Origin of the sequence: Streptomyces sp. NPDC056486 (assembly GCF_042795295.1) — a bacterium.
In the GTDB taxonomy this organism is placed as follows: Bacteria; Actinomycetota; Actinomycetes; order Streptomycetales; family Streptomycetaceae; genus Streptomyces.
Genome location: NZ_JBHTSF010000191.1, coordinates 1 through 15807, shown reverse-complemented (window position 1 = coordinate 15807; position 15807 = coordinate 1). Strand labels below are relative to the sequence as shown.

15 protein-coding genes are annotated in these 15807 nt (G+C 70.4%); 10 read left to right on the top strand and 5 right to left on the bottom strand.

The annotated features are described in order from the left end of the window. Positions 1-49: 49 nt before the first annotated feature. Positions 50-1192 (bottom strand): YihY/virulence factor BrkB family protein, encoded by a 1143-nt coding sequence (locus ACFQ7F_RS40425; RefSeq protein ID WP_383282632.1) that lies wholly within the window; start codon positions 1190-1192, stop codon positions 50-52. A gap of 17 nt (positions 1193-1209) precedes the next feature. On the opposite strand from ACFQ7F_RS40425, the gene ACFQ7F_RS40420 reads away from it, so the two are divergent. After that, positions 1210-2856, top strand: a complete 1647-nt coding sequence (locus tag ACFQ7F_RS40420) for an acyl-CoA dehydrogenase family protein (RefSeq protein WP_383282631.1) — start codon at positions 1210-1212, stop codon at positions 2854-2856. Positions 2857-3146: 290 nt separating this feature from the next. After that, positions 3147-4439, top strand: a complete 1293-nt coding sequence (locus ACFQ7F_RS40415) for a GAF domain-containing protein (RefSeq protein ID WP_383282628.1) — start codon at positions 3147-3149, stop codon at positions 4437-4439. A 36-nt stretch (positions 4440-4475) separates the two neighbouring features. On the opposite strand, the gene ACFQ7F_RS40410 is transcribed toward ACFQ7F_RS40415, so the two are convergent. From ACFQ7F_RS40410 to ACFQ7F_RS40395, 4 genes are read right to left on the bottom strand one after another with little or no spacing between them, the layout of a single operon-like run. Next, positions 4476-5222 (bottom strand): triose-phosphate isomerase, encoded by a 747-nt coding sequence (locus ACFQ7F_RS40410; RefSeq protein WP_383282626.1) that lies wholly within the window; start codon positions 5220-5222, stop codon positions 4476-4478. Positions 5223-5228: 6 nt separating this feature from the next. Then, the gene (locus tag ACFQ7F_RS40405) at positions 5229-5705 is read right to left on the bottom strand and encodes a ribose-5-phosphate isomerase (RefSeq protein ID WP_383282622.1); all 477 of its coding nucleotides are present in this window, start codon (positions 5703-5705) and stop codon (positions 5229-5231) included. After that, positions 5698-7515: a dihydroxyacetone kinase family protein gene (locus ACFQ7F_RS40400; protein ID WP_383282619.1), complete on the bottom strand. Its 1818-nt coding sequence runs from the start codon at positions 7513-7515 to the stop codon at positions 5698-5700. Before ACFQ7F_RS40400 ends, ACFQ7F_RS40405 begins: the two co-directional genes overlap by 8 nt. Then, positions 7512-8501, bottom strand: coding sequence for a sugar phosphate isomerase/epimerase family protein (locus ACFQ7F_RS40395; protein ID WP_383282616.1), 990 nt, complete (start codon positions 8499-8501; stop codon positions 7512-7514). The genes ACFQ7F_RS40400 and ACFQ7F_RS40395 overlap by 4 nt, the downstream gene beginning before the upstream one ends. 143 nt (positions 8502-8644) lie before the next feature. Here ACFQ7F_RS40395 and ACFQ7F_RS40390 point away from each other — a divergent pair, with 143 nt between their 5' ends. From ACFQ7F_RS40390 to ACFQ7F_RS40355, 8 genes are all read left to right on the top strand, one after another. Then, a complete protein-coding gene (locus tag ACFQ7F_RS40390) occupies positions 8645-9382 on the top strand; it encodes a GntR family transcriptional regulator (RefSeq protein ID WP_383282613.1) in 738 nt (245 codons plus the stop codon). 121 nt (positions 9383-9503) lie between these two features. Beyond that, the gene (locus ACFQ7F_RS40385) at positions 9504-10478 is read left to right on the top strand and encodes a tripartite tricarboxylate transporter substrate binding protein (RefSeq protein WP_383282610.1); all 975 of its coding nucleotides are present in this window, start codon (positions 9504-9506) and stop codon (positions 10476-10478) included. Next, positions 10475-11014 (top strand): tripartite tricarboxylate transporter TctB family protein, encoded by a 540-nt coding sequence (locus tag ACFQ7F_RS40380; RefSeq protein WP_383282607.1) that lies wholly within the window; start codon positions 10475-10477, stop codon positions 11012-11014. The genes ACFQ7F_RS40385 and ACFQ7F_RS40380 overlap by 4 nt, the downstream gene beginning before the upstream one ends. Further along, positions 11011-12531 (top strand): tripartite tricarboxylate transporter permease, encoded by a 1521-nt coding sequence (locus tag ACFQ7F_RS40375; protein WP_383282604.1) that lies wholly within the window; start codon positions 11011-11013, stop codon positions 12529-12531. Before ACFQ7F_RS40380 ends, ACFQ7F_RS40375 begins: the two co-directional genes overlap by 4 nt. Continuing rightward, positions 12528-13493, top strand: coding sequence for a 4-hydroxythreonine-4-phosphate dehydrogenase PdxA (locus ACFQ7F_RS40370; RefSeq protein ID WP_383282602.1), 966 nt, complete (start codon positions 12528-12530; stop codon positions 13491-13493). Before ACFQ7F_RS40375 ends, ACFQ7F_RS40370 begins: the two co-directional genes overlap by 4 nt. 101 nt (positions 13494-13594) lie before the next feature. Continuing rightward, on the top strand, positions 13595-14155 hold the full coding sequence (locus ACFQ7F_RS40365) for a GNAT family N-acetyltransferase (RefSeq protein WP_383282599.1): 561 nt from the start codon (positions 13595-13597) through the stop codon (positions 14153-14155). 184 nt (positions 14156-14339) lie between these two features. Then, entirely contained in the window at positions 14340-14423 is an 84-nt protein-coding gene (locus tag ACFQ7F_RS40360) for a putative leader peptide (protein WP_323178717.1), read from the top strand. A 116-nt stretch (positions 14424-14539) separates the two neighbouring features. Then, positions 14540-15807, top strand: a 1268-nt coding sequence (locus ACFQ7F_RS40355) for a nitrite/sulfite reductase (RefSeq protein ID WP_383282596.1), incomplete at its 3' end; no start/stop codon positions are given.

The window sequence follows — 15807 nt, the reverse complement described above, 5'->3', positions numbered from 1 at the left end:
ATGGCCTCAAACGCCGGCCGGGCTGGAACTATCCAGCCCGGCCCCGTCCCTACTCCGGCGGTGTCTCCCCGTTCCCCCCAGGTTTCTTGACGTGCGTCCGCAGGCGCGAGGAGACGTCGTCCGGGGGCAGGAACCGCGACCACCGCTCGGGGAACTCGGACGGCATGTCCTGGTCGTCGGGGTCCGTGGAGGCCTCCCGCGCGGCGGCCGCGCGGGCGACCACCTCCACCGCACGCGCCTCCCGTATCCGGTCATTGGCAGCTCGCGCAGCCGCCGTGGCGACGGACGGCCACACCCGGTCGATCGCGGCGTTCACCGCGGCCCCCACAAGGACCGCGAACGCCGACACACCTATCCACAGCAGCACCGCCACCGGCGCCGCCAACGAGCCGTAGATCGTCGGCCCTTCGACCGTGCTCGTCAGGTAGATCCGCAGCAGGAAGCTCCCCAGGACCCACATCCCGAGGGCGACGAGCGCACCGGGCATGTCCTCCACCCAGGGCGACCGCACCGGCACCGACACGTGGTAGAGCGTCGTCAGGAACACCACCGAGAGCAGCGTCACCACCGGCCAGTACAGGACCTGCACCACCGTCGTGGAGCCGGGCACCAGCTTCACCACCGCGTCAGGCCCCGCCACCATCAGCGGCAGCGCCACCGAACCGATGAGCAGCGCCACGATGAACAGGCCGAACGCGAGCAGCCGGGTCTTGACGATGCCGCGTGCGCCGTCAAGGCCGTACATGACCGTGATCGTGTCGATGAAGACGTTCACGGCGCGCGAGCCCGACCACAGGGCGAAGAGGAAACCGATCGAGATGACGTCGGGCCTGCCGACCCGCATGACGTCCTCCAGTATCGGCTGCGCGATCTGGCTGACGCCCTTGTCGGAGAGGACCGTGCGGGACGCCTCGAGGATGTTGTTCTCGACGCTGGCGATCGTGTTCGCGCCGGTCCACCGGTCCACGTACGCGAGCAGGCCGATCAGGCTCAGGAGCAGCGGCGGCACGGACAGGAGGGTGAAGAACGCGGCCTCGGCCGCGAGTCCCAGGATCCGGTATTCCACGCATGAGTTGACCGTGTCCTTGAGCAGCAGCCAGGCAGTCCTGCGCTTGGAGACGTTGCTGTAGAGAGCGCGGGCCCGGTTCCAGCGGCCCTTCGGCCTCCCGGGTGTTTCTTTTGCCTGGTGCACCTCCTTACCGTAGCGGCATGGCAGCCAGCACCCACACAGTGACCAACCAGGCTCCGCCCCTGGTGGGATATGACGTCTTTACGTCCGACCGCGCCCTCACAGAGGGAGTCGAGCGGCATCTCGATCCCGCCCTTCTCAGTACCGCACACGAGCAACTCTCCGAACTCGGGCGCACCGCAGGATCGGCCCAGGCACGCGAATGGGGGTTTCTGGCCAATGAGAATCCGCCCGTTCTGCACACCCATGACCGCTATGGGAATCGCGTGGACGAAGTCGCCTTCCATCCGGCGTGGCACCGGCTGCTCGGCAAGGCGGTGTCGTCGGGTCTGACCACCGCCTGGTCGCGGCCGGGCGGCCATCTGCGGCGCGCCGCCGGGTTCCTGGTGTGGTCGCAGGTCGAGGCGGGGCACGGCTGCCCGGTGTCGATGACGCACGCGGCGGTGCCCGCGCTGCGGGCCGACCCCGCGCTCGCCGCCGAGTGGGAGCCCCGGCTCACTTCTCTGGTCTACGACGAAGGGCTCAGGCCCGCGTCCCAGAAAGCCGGAGCGCTCTTCGGGATGGGCATGACGGAGAAACAGGGCGGCAGCGATGTGCGCGCGAATACGACACGTGCGCGTGCTCTCGCGGAAGACGGCACGTATGAACTCACGGGGCACAAATGGTTCTGTTCCGCACCTATGTCCGACGGCTTTCTCGTGCTCGGGCAGACCGACGCGGGACTTACGTGCTTTCTTGTGCCGCGAGTGCTGGATGACGGCACTCGTAACGCCTTCGCCATTCAGCGCCTGAAGGACAAACTGGGCAATAAGTCGAATGCGTCCAGCGAAGTCGAGTTCGACCGGACATGGGCGCGCCGGGTGGGCGAAGAGGGCCGCGGGGTGCGCACCATCATCGACATGGTGGCGGCCACGCGGCTCGACTGCGTCGTGGGCTCGGCGGCGCTCATGCGGCAGGCCGTGGCACAGGCCGTGCACCACGCCACGTACCGCGAGGCGTTCGGCGGCAAGCTCATCGACAAGCCGCTCATGCGCAACGTACTGGCGGATCTGGCCCTGGAGTCGGAGGCGGCCACGACGCTCGCTCTGCGGCTCGCAGCCGCGTACGACGACGGGAGCGAGCAGGAGCGGGCGTTCCTGCGGATCGCCGTGCCGGCCTCGAAGTACTGGGTGACCAAGCGCTGCACGCCGCTCGTGGTGGAGGCCCTTGAGGTCCTCGGCGGCAACGGATACGTCGAGGAGTCGGGGATGCCGCGGCTGCTTCGCGAGTCGCCGCTCAACTCGATCTGGGAGGGCTCGGGGAACGTACAGGCCCTTGACGTGCTGCGTGCGTTGCAGCGGGAGCCGCAGGCGCTGAACGCGTTCCTCCAGGAGGTCGGTCTCGCGCGCGGCGCCGATCACCGCCTGGACGGCGCGATCAAGGGGCTGCTGACCGAACTGGCCGATCTGGACGGGATCGAGGCGCGGGCACGTCGGCTCGTGGAGCGGATGGCGCTGGTGCTCCAGGGGTCGCTGCTCGTGCGGTACGCGCCCCCGGAGGTCGCCGACGCGTTCTGTGCCTCGCGGCTCGGCGGGGACTGGGGATCGGCGTTCGGGACGCTGCCGCACACGCTCGATCTGGCCGCCGTGGTGAGGCGGGCCGCCCCCAACGGCGACGGAAGGGAGTAGCGGGGGTGATGCCGCGCCGACACGGCACCACCCCCGCACTCAAGCCCCGATGAGGAGCGTCAACGCCGTGCGAACGGCGTTGACATCAGCTTCGGCCGCCGCACGCCTGTCCGCGAGGGTTGCAGACCGTTGCAAGCCGACGGCTGCGGCCGGTCACCCGCTGGGTCACCTACTGGGTCACCCACTGAACTACATCGGTTCATCACTGAATCAATCCCCTTGCGGGCGCCGAAGGGGCACGATGGGTGGATGCCCCCGACGCACTGGCTCTGCTCGGGAAGGACCCAGTGATGGAAGCGACTTCGACGCTCGACCTCGCGAGGATCTCGACCATGGACTGCACGCAGGCCGCGCGACTGCTCGCGACCGTCCGCCACGCGACGCTCGCCGGACGGCGGCCGCGCGTCATGCCCCGTCCGGTGATCGAGGAGTCCTGGGAGCGCATGCTGCTCGGCGGGGTCGATCCGGACCGCGACTTCCGCTCCCGGCTGCTCAGCGTGGAGGAGCTGGAGGAGCGCCGCCGCACCTCGCCGCTGGTGGAGATCATGCCGATGCTGCGGGACGCGCTCGTCTCGGTGGCGGACGCGGCGCACCACATCATGGTCGTCTGCGACGCCGATGGCCGGGTCCTGTGGCGCGAGGGCCACTCCACGGTGCTGCGCAAGGCGGACTCGCTCGGCTTCGAGCTGGGGGCGGACTGGAGCGAGAGCGTCGTCGGCACGAACGGGATAGGGACACCGCTCGTCGTACGCCGACCCGTACATGTGTTCTCCGCCGAGCACTTCGTGGAGACGCATCACGCGTGGACGTGCATGGGCTCGCCCATCATCGATCCCCGTGACGGCCGCCTCCTCGGCGTGGTCGACATCAGCGGCCCGCTGAACACGATGCATCCGGCGACGCTCGCCCTGGTCGACGCGGTGGCGAAGCTCGCCGAGGCCCGGCTGCGGGAGAACCACGTGACGGCGCTCGACCGGCTGCGCTCGGTGGCGGCGCCGGTCCTCGCCCGCCTGGAGGGGCGCGCCGTCGCGGTGGACTCCCGCGGGTGGACGGCGGCGGTCACGGGAATGCCGCACACGGACCGGCTCTCCCTGCCCAAGTCCATGTCCGCGGGCCGCACGTGGCTGCCGTCCCTCGGCACGTGTGCCGTGGAGCCGCTGCCCGGCGGCTGGCTGCTGCGTGTGGACGAGGACCCGCAGCCCCTTGCCGCGACCCGCGTCATCCTGGACGTGAGCGGGCCGCGCCGCTGGTCGGTCACCGTCGAGGGCGGCGGCGCGGGCGGCTGGACGCATGAACTGAGCCCGCGCCACGCCGAGCTGCTCTATCTCCTCAGCGCCCACCGCAAGGGCCGCAGCGCTTCGGGCCTCGCCGAGGACATGTTCGGCGACCCGGCGCGCACGGTGACGGTCCGCGCCGAACTCTCCCGGGTCCGCCGCTACTTGGGCGATCTCCTGGCCCACCGCCCCTACCGCTTCCCCGACGACGTGGACGTGGAGGTGATCCTGCCCGACCACCCGGCAAACCTGCTGCCGCATTCGACGGCACCCGCGGTACGGGAGGCACGGAGGGTGGCGGAGCCTTGAGTGCCTCCACAAAAAGCCTTGAGCACCTCTGCGCCGCTACGCCACCGCCCTCGCATGACGCGCCACCGTCGCAAGGAGCCGTACGTACGCCTCCGCGTCCCACGCCGCCCGCCCCACGAACAGTCCGTCCACCCCGGGTAGTCGCAGCAGTTCGGCCGCGTTGCCCTCGCTGACGGAACCTCCGTACAACACGCCCTTCACCGGCAGGTCCGACAGCTCGGCGAGTACCGGGGCGATCTCCTCCGGGCGCGGTGCGCGGCCGTGTTCGCCGATCGCCCAGACGGGTTCGTACGCGATGAGTACGTCCGTGGGGTTCTGCAGGCCGTCGAGTGCGGCGGCGGCCTGGGCGAGGACGGCGTCGGTGCCCCCGCCCGCCGCGCGTGTCTCCTCGCTCTCCCCCACGCACACCAGCGGCGCGAGCCCGTGCCGCAGCACCGCCCGCGTCTTCAGCCGGACGGTGGCATCGCTCTCCCCGAAGTGCGCGCGGCGCTCCGAGTGGCCGATCTCGATGATGCGGGCGCCCGCGTCGGCGGCCTGCGGTACGGAGATCTCGCCGGTCCAGGCTCCCTCGTCGGCCCAGTGGGTGTTCTGGGCGCCGACGAGGACCGGGGAATCGCGGCCACCGAGCGCGTCGGTGACGGTGGCGATGGCGGTCGCGGACGGGATCACGAACGGGCACACCCCTTCGAGGCCGTCACCCACGGCTTCCCTCAACCGGGCCGCGTAGGCCGCCGCCTCCGCCCGTGTCTTGGTCATCTTGAAACTGGTCCCGAGCCATCGCATGCCGGGTCAGCCCGTCTCGTACGTACGGATCGCGGCCACCTTCTCGGCCGACGCGGACGCGGGGTCGAAGGTGTAGGTGAGCCATTCGCGGGCCAGTCGGCGGGCGAGTTCGAGGCCGATGACGCGCTGGCCGAGGCAGAGGACCTGGGCGTCGTTGGAGAGGACCGCGCGCTCCACGGAGAAGGAGTCGTGGGCGGTGACGGCGCGGATGCCCGGCACTTTGTTGGCGGCGATCGCGACGCCGAGTCCCGTGCCGCAGACGAGCAGCGCGCGGTCGGCGCGCCCTTCGGCGACGAGGCGGGCGGCGTCGACGGCGACGTGGGGGTAGGCGGTGTCCTGGCCGGGCTCGATGCCCGCGTCGAGGACCTCGCCGACGACGCCACTTGCCTCCAGGTCCGCCTTGAGGGCTTCCTTGTAGTCGAGCCCTGCGCTGTCGGAGCCGACTACGACGCGTAGCAGCGGCTGTTCACTCGTCTTACTCATCAGGGATGTCCTCCTCGGGGCCGGGGGCCAGTGCGGTGACGATCAGGGCGAAGGAGACGGCGCCGGGGTCGGGGGTGCCCAGGGTGCGGTCGCCGTGGGTGCGGGCGCGGCCCTTGCGGGCGGGGATACGGGCGGTGTCGTCGGCGGCGCGGGTGGCGGCGGCCGCGGCTTCGGTCCAGCCGTCGTGCGCGATGCGGTCGGCGAAGGGGGCCGCCGCGTCGACGAGCGTCTTGTCGCCGGGCCGCGCACCGCCGAGCCGCACGACGGCGTCGACCGCTTCGCGTACGGCGCGCACGAGTTGTTCGTACGTCACCGGCGCCTCGTCCCCGACCACCGCACCGGCGGCGGTGAGCGCCGCGTCCCACAGCGCCCCGGAGGTCCCACCGGCCCCGTCCGACCAGGCCTCACCGGCGCGCACGAGCAGCGTCCTCGCACCGGCGCCGGCGGTGAGCGCCTTGTCGGCCGCTTCGACGGCGGCATCGGCCCCGCGCCGCATTCCGATGCCGTGATCCCCGTCCCCGCCGACGGCGTCAAGCGCGCCGAGGTGCTCCTCGTGCGCGGCGACGGTGTCGCGCACGGTGTGCAGGCCACGGGCGATACGGGCGGCGGCGCGCCGGGACGCCGCACTGCCCGGGGCGACTTCGGGGGCGCGGGGTGCTGTCAGGTCGTCGGTGCGGTGGGGCCGGGGCGCGAGAGTGCCGCGCCGGAAGGCCGGGGCGAGGGCGGGGGCGCGCCACAAGCCGTCGAGTTCGTCGTCGAGGAAGGTGAGTGTGAGGGAGAGCCCGGCCATGTCGAGGCTGGTCACGTGCTCGCCGACTTCGGGGGCGACGGCCTCGATCCCGGCATCGGCAAGGCGCTCGGCGATGCGCCGGTAGACGACGAAGAGCTCCTCGTACTTGGTGGCCCCCAGGCCGTTGAGCAGAACGGCTGCTCGCCGGACCCCGGGCCGGGAGGCGGCGGAGGGACCGGCCTCGCCCGGCGGGCGGTCATGATGTCCGGCGGGGCCGTCGTCTTGAGCGGGGGCGGTGCCGCGAGCAGACGCGCCGCCCCGGCCAAGAGTCCCGGCCATGCCCTTCATCACGGCGTCGTCCAGCACACCGTCCAGCAGCCGGTCCGCGATCTCGTCCGCGCTTGCCAACTCGGCCTCTGCCAATCCGGGTTCACCGTGAATTCCGAGCCCGAGGGCCATACGGCCGGAGGCGACGGTGAACAGCGGGCTGCCCGAGCCCGGCAGCGTGCAGCCGTCGAACGCGATGCCCAGGGTGTGGGTGGCCGCATTGGCCTTGCGGCCGATCCGCTCCACCTCGTCGACACCGAGGCCCTTCTCCGCCGCCGCGCAGAGAATCTTGAAGACGGTCAGGTCACCCGCGATTCCCCGGCGCTGGGCCGGGTCCGGGTGCGATGCGATGTCGTCCGTGACCGTGAGGACTCTCGCGTCGACGCCCTCCGCGCGCAGGCGCTCCGCGGCCTGGCCGAAGTGGAGGACGTCGCCCGCGTAGTTGCCGAAGCCGAAGATGACTCCGCCGCCGTTCTCCGCGGCGCGGGCGACGGAGGCTACCTGGGACGCGGACGGCGACGCGAAGACCTCGCCGCAGGCCGCCCCGTGCGCGAGCCCGGGGCCGACCCAGCCCGCGAACGCCGGGTAGTGGCCGCTCCCGCCGCCGAGGACGACAGCCGTGTGGCCTGCGGGAGTTGCCGATGCGCGCACCACTCCGCCGTACACGGGGCGTACGAGATCGGCGTGTGCCGCGCTGAATCCCGCAAGCGCCTCGCGGGCGAATGCGCGGGCGTCGTTCACCAGGAGGGTCATCGGCCCCTCAAATCACGGTCGTTCATCTCGCGGTCGGCCAGCTTCACCCGCAGGATTCCGCGCAAGTAGTCCCGGTTCGCCGCCGAGACGCCGAGGCCGTCGCCGCCGTAGTGCTCCACGCAGATCGGCCCCTCGAAGCCGAGGTCGAGGGCGAGCGTCAGTGCACGGCGGTAGCTGATCAGTCCCGAGACGGCGGGGGCCGGGACCGTGAAGTAGGCGCCGGTGGCGGGGTCGTGGTCGCGGTAGTAGTTCTTGATGTGCCAGTAGTTGGTGTGCGGGAGGGTTTTGAGGAGCATCTGCTCCCAGTCCTCCACGGGGCGGTGGAGGCGGACGAGGTTGCCGATGTCGGGGTTGAGGCCGACGTTCGGCAGATCGATGTCCTTGACCAGGGACACGGCGCTGTCCGCCGTGCCGAGGTACGTGTCCTCGTACATCTCCAGGGAGAGGCCGACCCCGTGGCGCGCCGCGCGCTCACCCACCGCGCGGAAGCGGGTGACCGCCAGGTCCCAGGCCCGGAAGTCGCCCACCGGGTCACTCGCACCCGGCTCGTGCCAGAACCAGGTGGCCGCCTTCTGCGTGGCGGTCAACTCCCGGTGCAGGCCCGCCGATACGACGGGAATGCCGAGCTCCGCCGCCACATCCACCGTCCTGAGCAGATAGGCGAAGTGCGCCTTCGCCGCCTCCTCGTCCGGGTCGATGACGCTGCGGCGGATCGTCGATATGGCGGTCACCGACAGGTCCGACTCCTTGAGCGCGCGGACCAGTTCGGCCCGGCGGTCGGCGGTCAGGTCACCGGGGCGCACCCAGCTGTCGGTGAGGTCCACATGGTCGAATCCTTCCGCCGCGACCTCGCGGAAGACCGAACTCCACTGACTCAGAGGGGCGTTCTGCGCCTCGGGAAACTGGAGGAGTGCGGCTCCGATGGGCCACTCCTCCGCAGTACGAAGTGCTGTACGGGGTGGTGTACGAGGTGCTGTACGGGGCATGGGCGACTCCCTCGTCGGCCTACTTGGTCCCTATGAATCGTGGACCCTATAGGATCTTTTCTGTCCGCAACAGACTGTGCCGGACGGGTGCCGGCCAATGGCCACCACCTGGCGCCTTCCCCTCGACTAACCTGGACGGCGAGATGAGCCCGAAGAGCACGCACACGAATGAGTCCCCCCAGGCACCCCAGTCCCCGCTGGTGGCGCGCCGCGCCCTGCGCGACGGGGTGTACGACGCGATCCTGGAGAAGCTGCTCGACGGCTCGACGCCGCCCGGCTCCTCGCTCGGCATCGACTCCCTCGCCCGTGAGCTGGGCGTATCACCGACTCCCGTACGCGAGGCGCTCGTTCAGATGGAGCACACGGGGCTCGTGAACCGCGTCGCCCTCAAGGGTTACCGCGTGGCGCCGCCCCTCACCCCGCGCCAGGTCACCGAACTCTTCGACGCCCGTACGATGCTGGAGCTCGCGGCGGTCGAGCGGGCCGCGGGCCGGGCCCACGACCTCATCCCCGAACTCCAGGCGGCACACGCCCGGCACGTCCTCGCCGCCCATCGCGTACGGAAGCTGCGCGGCGGCCCGGACGCCACCACCATGGACCACTCCGACCTGCGGGAATACTTCGCCGCGGACTGGGAGTTCCACCTCGCGATCATCCAGGCGACGGACAACCGCTTCATGGTGCAGATGGCCGAGTCGCTGAGCGCGCACGTGCACCGGATGCGGCAGACCGTCGACCACGGGACCTTCGACATCGACCAGGCGATCGCCGAACACACCGCGATCCTGGCCGCGTTCGAGTCGGGCGACCCCGAGGCCCCGGCGCGGGCGATGCGTACGCACCTGGAGGGCGTGGCCCGGCGCTCCCTCGACGACGCCTGAACTCTCACGGCGCCGGTCACGCCGCGCGCCAATTCCCGCACACCCCTTGCCACGCGTCCCCACGCACACCTACGGTCACCGCCATATCCAATAGGATCTCGGATCCGCAGGAAGGTCGACGATGACGTCACCGCTGCGTGCGACACGCGCTCTCGCGGGAATTGCGGGAAGCACCGCGCTGCTCACCTCGTGCACACTGCTCAACGCCACACCGCCCGTGCCGGACGACTGGACCCCGCGCGGCTCCGTCTCCTCGCTCGTCGCGTTCGCCCCGGGCGGCGGCAGCGACCGCTCGGCCCGCGTCATGGCCCAGGGGCTCAACGAGCTCGACGCGGGCTACCACGTCAACGTGGAGAACAAGGAGGGCGGTTCGGGCGCCGTCGGCTGGGCGGGCTTCCTCGCCGAGAAGGGCAACGGCAACGCCCTGCTCGTCGCCGAGGGCGCGCTCAACACCCTGCCTCTGGTCTACGACGTGCCCTTCACCTACAAGTCGTTCACTCCCCTGGTGATGTTCGCCAACGACTCGCGGATCGTCGTGGCCCGCAAGGACGCCCCGTACAAGACCTGTTCGGATGTCGTCGATGCCGCCAAGAAGAAGCGGGTCGTCACCGGATCCAGCGGCAAGACCGGCGCCGACGCGCTCGTCATCGCCGAACTCAAGCAGGAGGGCGGCCAGTTCGGCGTCGTCCCCTACGGCTCGACCGGCGAGGTGCTCACCGGCCTGCTCGGCAACCAGATCGACGTCGCGCCCTCCAGCGCCTCGTCCGCGAAGCCCTATCTGGAGAGCGGCGACATGAAGGCGCTGTGCACGCTCTCCGACAAGCGCTACGACGACCCCGTCCTCGGCGGCGTACCGACCGCGAAAGAGCAGGGCATGGACGCCCATGTGACGCTGTGGCGCGGGGTCTTCGCCCCCTCGGGCATCGACGACGTACAGCGGCGCTACTGGATCAGGGACCTGGAGCGGGCCATGAAGTCGAAGGCCTACCGCGACTATCTCGAGGCGGATCTCCTGACGCCCGCCGATCTCAGCGGCGCGAAGTTCGCGGCGTACCTCAAGAAGTACGACGCGCAGGTGAAGGAGGTCCTCAAGTGACCGCGCCCGTGACGACCGCCGACACAGGGCGCCGTCCCGTCCTCCTCGCCTACGGCGCCCTCACCGCCCTCGGCGCCCTCTTCTTCGCGGGCTCCTTCGCCTACCCATGGACAGCGCCCGAGGACGGCACGGTCGGCGCGGGCGCGCTGCCGCGCACGGCGGGGCTGCTCCTCGCCGTCCTCGGCACCCTGCTGATCCGCCAGGAGCTGCGCACCGGTTCGGTCCTGGAGGGTGACGGGCACGTCGAGGAGGCCGCCGACGTCCCGGCCGAGGAAGCCCACCGGATGCGGACGAAGCTGATCGTGGTCGTGGTGACGATGGTGGTCACCGCGCTCCTGGTCCCATTCCTCGGCCTGCTGCCCGCGCTCACCCTCATGACGCTGTTCCTGACGGCCGTCGTGGAACGCCAGCCGCTCACGCGCTCCCTTCTGGTCGCGGCCCTCGTGATGGCCCTCTCGTATCTGCTCTTCGTCGTGGTCCTGCGGATCCCGCTGCCGTTCGGTCTCTTCGACCCAGCCGTCTGGAGCCAGCTGTGATCGACCATCTCGTGACCGGATTCGGCGCGGCCCTCAGCCCGGAGAACGTCCTGTGGTGCTTCGTCGGTGTGCTCCTCGGCACCGTCATCGGCATCCTGCCCGGCCTCGGCTCGGCCACCGGTGTGGCGATCCTGATCCCCGTCACGCTCACCTTCGCCCCGCTCACCGCGCTGATCATGCTGGCCGGGATCTACCACGGCGCGCAGTTCGGCGCGACGATCACCGCCATCCTCATCGCGACACCCGGCGAGGCGTCGTCCGTGGTCAGCACGCTCGACGGCTACCGGATGGCGCGGGCGGGACGCGCCGGGCCCGCGCTCGCGATCTCGGCGCTCGGGGCGTTCGTCTCGGCGATGGTGTCGCTGATCGCGCTGATGGCGGTGGCGCCGTTCTTCGCCTCGCTCGCCCTGGACTTCGGGCCGCCGGAGATGCTCGCGGTGATGGTGCTCGGACTCTGCACGATCGTGGTCTTCTCGGGCCGCAATCTGCTCCTCGGTCTCGCGCTCGGCCTGACCGGCATCCTCATCGCGTGCGTCGGCGTGGACGGCGGCAGCGGGACGCCCCGCTACACGTTCGGGCAGATCGACCTCTTCGGCGGCATCCCGTTCGTGGAGGTGATGATCGGCCTCTTCGCGATCGGTGAGCTGCTCAACCAGCTGCACATCGGGATGGCGGAGCCGATCCGCGCCCGGTTCCGCGATCTGCTCCTGACCAAGGAGGACCTGAAGCGTTCGATGGCGCCCACCGCGCGCGGCACGGTACTCGGCTTCCTGCTCGGCTGTCTGCCGGGCGCGGGCACGACGCTCGCCTCCTTCATGGCGTACGGCGCCGAGAAGCGGTTCTCCAAGAACCGGGATCAGCTCGGCAAGGGCGCCATCGAGGGGGTGGTGGCGCCGGACGCGGCGACGAACTCGGCCTCGAACGCCAACTTCGTACCGACACTCGTCCTCGGTGTGCCGGGCGGCGCGACGACGGCGGTCCTCCTCGGTGCGTTCCTCGTGTACGGGATCCAGCCGGGCCCGCTGCTCTTCGAGAACCAGCCGGATCTTGTGTGGGGCCTGCTCGTGTCGTTCTTCATCGGCAATGTGCTCCTGCTGATCCTGAACCTGCCGCTCGCGCCGGTCTTCGCCCAGCTCCTGCGCGTGCGCTACGCGTTCCTCTATCCGCTGATCATCGTGACGAGCCTGATCGGCGCGTACTCGGTGAAGAACAGCATGTTCAGCATCTGGATCGTGCTCTTCTTCGGCCTCGTCGGCTATGCGATGAAGCGCCTGAACTTCCCCGTGGCGCCTCTCGTCCTGGGCCTGGTGATCGGCCCGCTTTTCGAGAAGGCGCTCGTCCAGACCTCCGCACTCGCCGGAGACGACTCGCTCATCATGCTGCGCAGCCCTGCGGCGGTGACGATCCTGCTGCTCGCGCTCGCCCTGGTCACGGGCCCGCCGCTGGCCCGCCGCCTGCGCCCTGCCCCTCGCCCCGCGTCATCCCCCATCCCCAAGACCCCGGAGAAGACCCCATGAGCCTTCAGCTTCCGCGCGTCGCCGTCACCTTCGGCGACCCCGCCGGCATCGGCCCCGAGCTGATCGCCCGCCTCCTGGACCGCCCGGAGACCCGGGCCGCCGCCGATCTCGTACTCCTGGCCGACGAGGAGGAGCTGCGCTCCGCGGGCGCGGACGCGGGCGTGGACCTGGAGTGGGCGAGGGATCTGCTCCGGCCGTCCGAGTCCGCGGAGCGCCCCACCGGCGGCTTCCAGCGCAAGACGGCCACGGCGGAGGGCGGTCGATGGGCCCTCGCCCACCTGCGGACCGCACTCGACCTGGCAAAGGCGGGCGAGGTCGACGCGATCCTCTTCGCCCCTCTCAACAAGTCCTCGCTCCACTTGGCAGGCATGACGCAGAGCGACGAGCTGCGCTGGTTCGAGGAGGCCCTCGGGGTCGAAGGCTTCACCTCGGAACTGAACGTGGTCCCGAGCCTGTGGACCGCGCGCGTCACGTCCCACGTCTCGATCGCGGAGGTGGACGCGGGCATCACGTACGAGAGGGTGGCGGCCGCGGGACGGCTCCTGGACGAGGTGCTGCGCGGGGCCGGCGTTGCTGCGCCCCGGATCGGCGTCTGCGCCCTCAACCCGCACGCGGGTGAGAACGGCCGCTTCGGTCGCCACGAGCTGGACATCATCACCCCGGCCGTCGCCGAACTGCGCTCCTCGGGGATCGACCTGTCGGGCCCCTTCCCCTCGGACACGATCTTCCTGCGGGCGCGGGCGGGTGAATTCGACGGAATCCTGACGATGTACCACGACCAGGGCCAGATCGCGATGAAACTGATGGGCTTCGACGGCGGCGTCACCATCGCGGGAGGCCTCCCGATCCCGATCTGCACCCCGGCACACGGCACCGCCTTCGACCTGGTGGGCCGGGGCGAGGCGAACACGGGCTCGATCCAGAACGCGTTCGACCTGGCGGTACGGCTGGCGCGACGCTGAGGCCCCGGGGGGGGTGGGGACTCGGGGGCCCGGGGCCTCGGGGAGGTGGCTCGGGGTACCCGCCTTGGCCGGTACCCCCGCCCCGTGATTTTCTGACCGGCATGAGCCTCACTGTCACCACTTGGTCCCTGGAGCAGACCGCTCCCGGCGATCTGCTGCCGGCCGCCGCTCCCGACGGCGACGTCACGATCGTGCGGGCCGAGATCCCCTCCCCCGAGTTCAGCCGCTTCCTCTACTCCTCCGTCGGCGGCGACATCCGCTGGATCGACCGGCTCTCCCTCACATACGCGCAGTGGCAGGAGCATCTGACGAAGCCGGGCGTCGAGACCTGGGTCGCGTACGAGAAGGGGACGCCCGCCGGGTACGTGGAGCTGGCGGCGCGGGACGACGGTGACGTCGAGGTCGTGTACTTCGGGCTCATCCCCGCCTTCCGGGGGCGGCGGATCGGCGGACATCTGCTCTCGTACGGGGTGCGGCGGGCCTGGGACCTGGCCGAACGCTGGCCGGAGCTGCCCTCGACCAAGCGGGTGTGGGTGCACACCTGCTCCAAGGACGGAGAGCACGCGATGGGCAATTACCTGCGGCGCGGTTTCAAGCTTTTCGACACGGAGGTCTCGCAGGAGGCGGATGTGGCCACGCCCGGCCCGTGGCCCGGGGCGTAGCGCTCCGCGCGGGGGCTTCGTTGTTCGGCAGCGGGTACGTTGTGGCTGATCGCGCAGTTCCCCGCGCCCCTGACGGGGCCCGAAGCGAGTGATCGACACCACACCGTCTCGCAATGCGAGACCGACACGTCCACATCTTGGATAATGGTGGACTGGGCCGAAAGTCCCATGACACGCTTCCGTCATGGATCGCACTGGAATTGCCTTGGTGAGTCGACGCCACGTCGATCTCTGCCGCATGTCCAGCGCCATGTGTCCGGCGAGCTGACAGCACCAGCGCCGACGACTCCCCTCCACTGACCACCCTATTGCGCACCGCCGCGCCTCCTGCGCGAAGTGTGCAGGTCAGCCCAGCCCTCAGCCCGCCTTGAAGGACGTATAGCCATGGCTGCCACCCCTGAAAAACCCACGACTGCCGCGCCCCGGCGCAAGGCGAGCCGTCACCGTGGTGAGGGCCAGTGGGCCGTTGGCCACTTCACGCCGCTGAACGGCAACGAACAGTTCAAGAAGGACGACGACGGTCTCAATGTGCGGACACGCATTGAGACGATCTACTCCAAGCGTGGCTTCGATTCCATCGACCCGAACGATCTTCGTGGGCGTATGCGCTGGTGGGGGCTCTACACCCAGCGTCGGCAGGGCATCGACGGCGGCAAGACGGCGATCCTGGAGCCGGAAGAGCTGGACGACGAGTACTTCATGCTGCGGGTGCGGATCGACGGCGGACGCCTCACCACCGAGCAGCTGCGCGTCATCGGCGAGATCTCGCAGGAGTTCGCGCGCGGGACCGCCGACCTCACCGACCGGCAGAACGTCCAGTACCACTGGATCCGCATCGAGGACGTTCCCACGATCTGGGAGCGGCTCGAAGCTGTCGGGCTCTCCACCACCGAGGCCTGCGGTGACACGCCCCGCGTCATCCTCGGCTCGCCCGTCGCCGGTGTCGCCGAGAACGAGATCATCGACGGCTCTCCCGCCATCGACGAGATCCACCGCCGCTTCATCGGCAGCCCGGAGTTCTCGAACCTGCCGCGCAAGTTCAAGACGGCGATCTCCGGGTCGCCGCAGCTCGACGTCGCGCACGAGATCAACGACATCGCCTTCGTGGGGGTCAACCACCCCGAGCACGGGCCCGGCTTCGACCTCTGGGTCGGCGGCGGGCTCTCCACCAACCCGAAGCTGGGTGTGCGGCTCGGCGCCTGGGTGCCGCTCGACGAGGTGCCCGAGGTGTGGACCGGCGTCATCGGCATCTTCCGTGACTACGGCTACCGGCGCCTGCGTACCCGCGCCCGCTTGAAGTTCCTCGTCGCCGACTGGGGCCCGGAGAAGTTCCGGCAGATCCTGCAGGACGAGTACCTCAAGCGCGAGCTCATCGACGGACCCGCGCCCGAGCAGCCCGCCGGCACCTGGCGCGACCACCTCGGCGTGCACAAGCAGAAGGACGGCCGCTTCTACGTCGGGTTCGCCCCCCGCGTCGGCCGCGTGGACGGCACGACGCTCACGAAGATCGCCGATGTCGCCGCCGCCCACGGCTCGGGCCGCCTGCGGACCACCGCCGAGCAGAAGATGATCGTGCTGGACGTGGCCGAGGAGCAGGTCGAGTCCCTGGTCGCCGGTCTGGAGGCGCTCGACCTGCGGGTCACACGGGCACC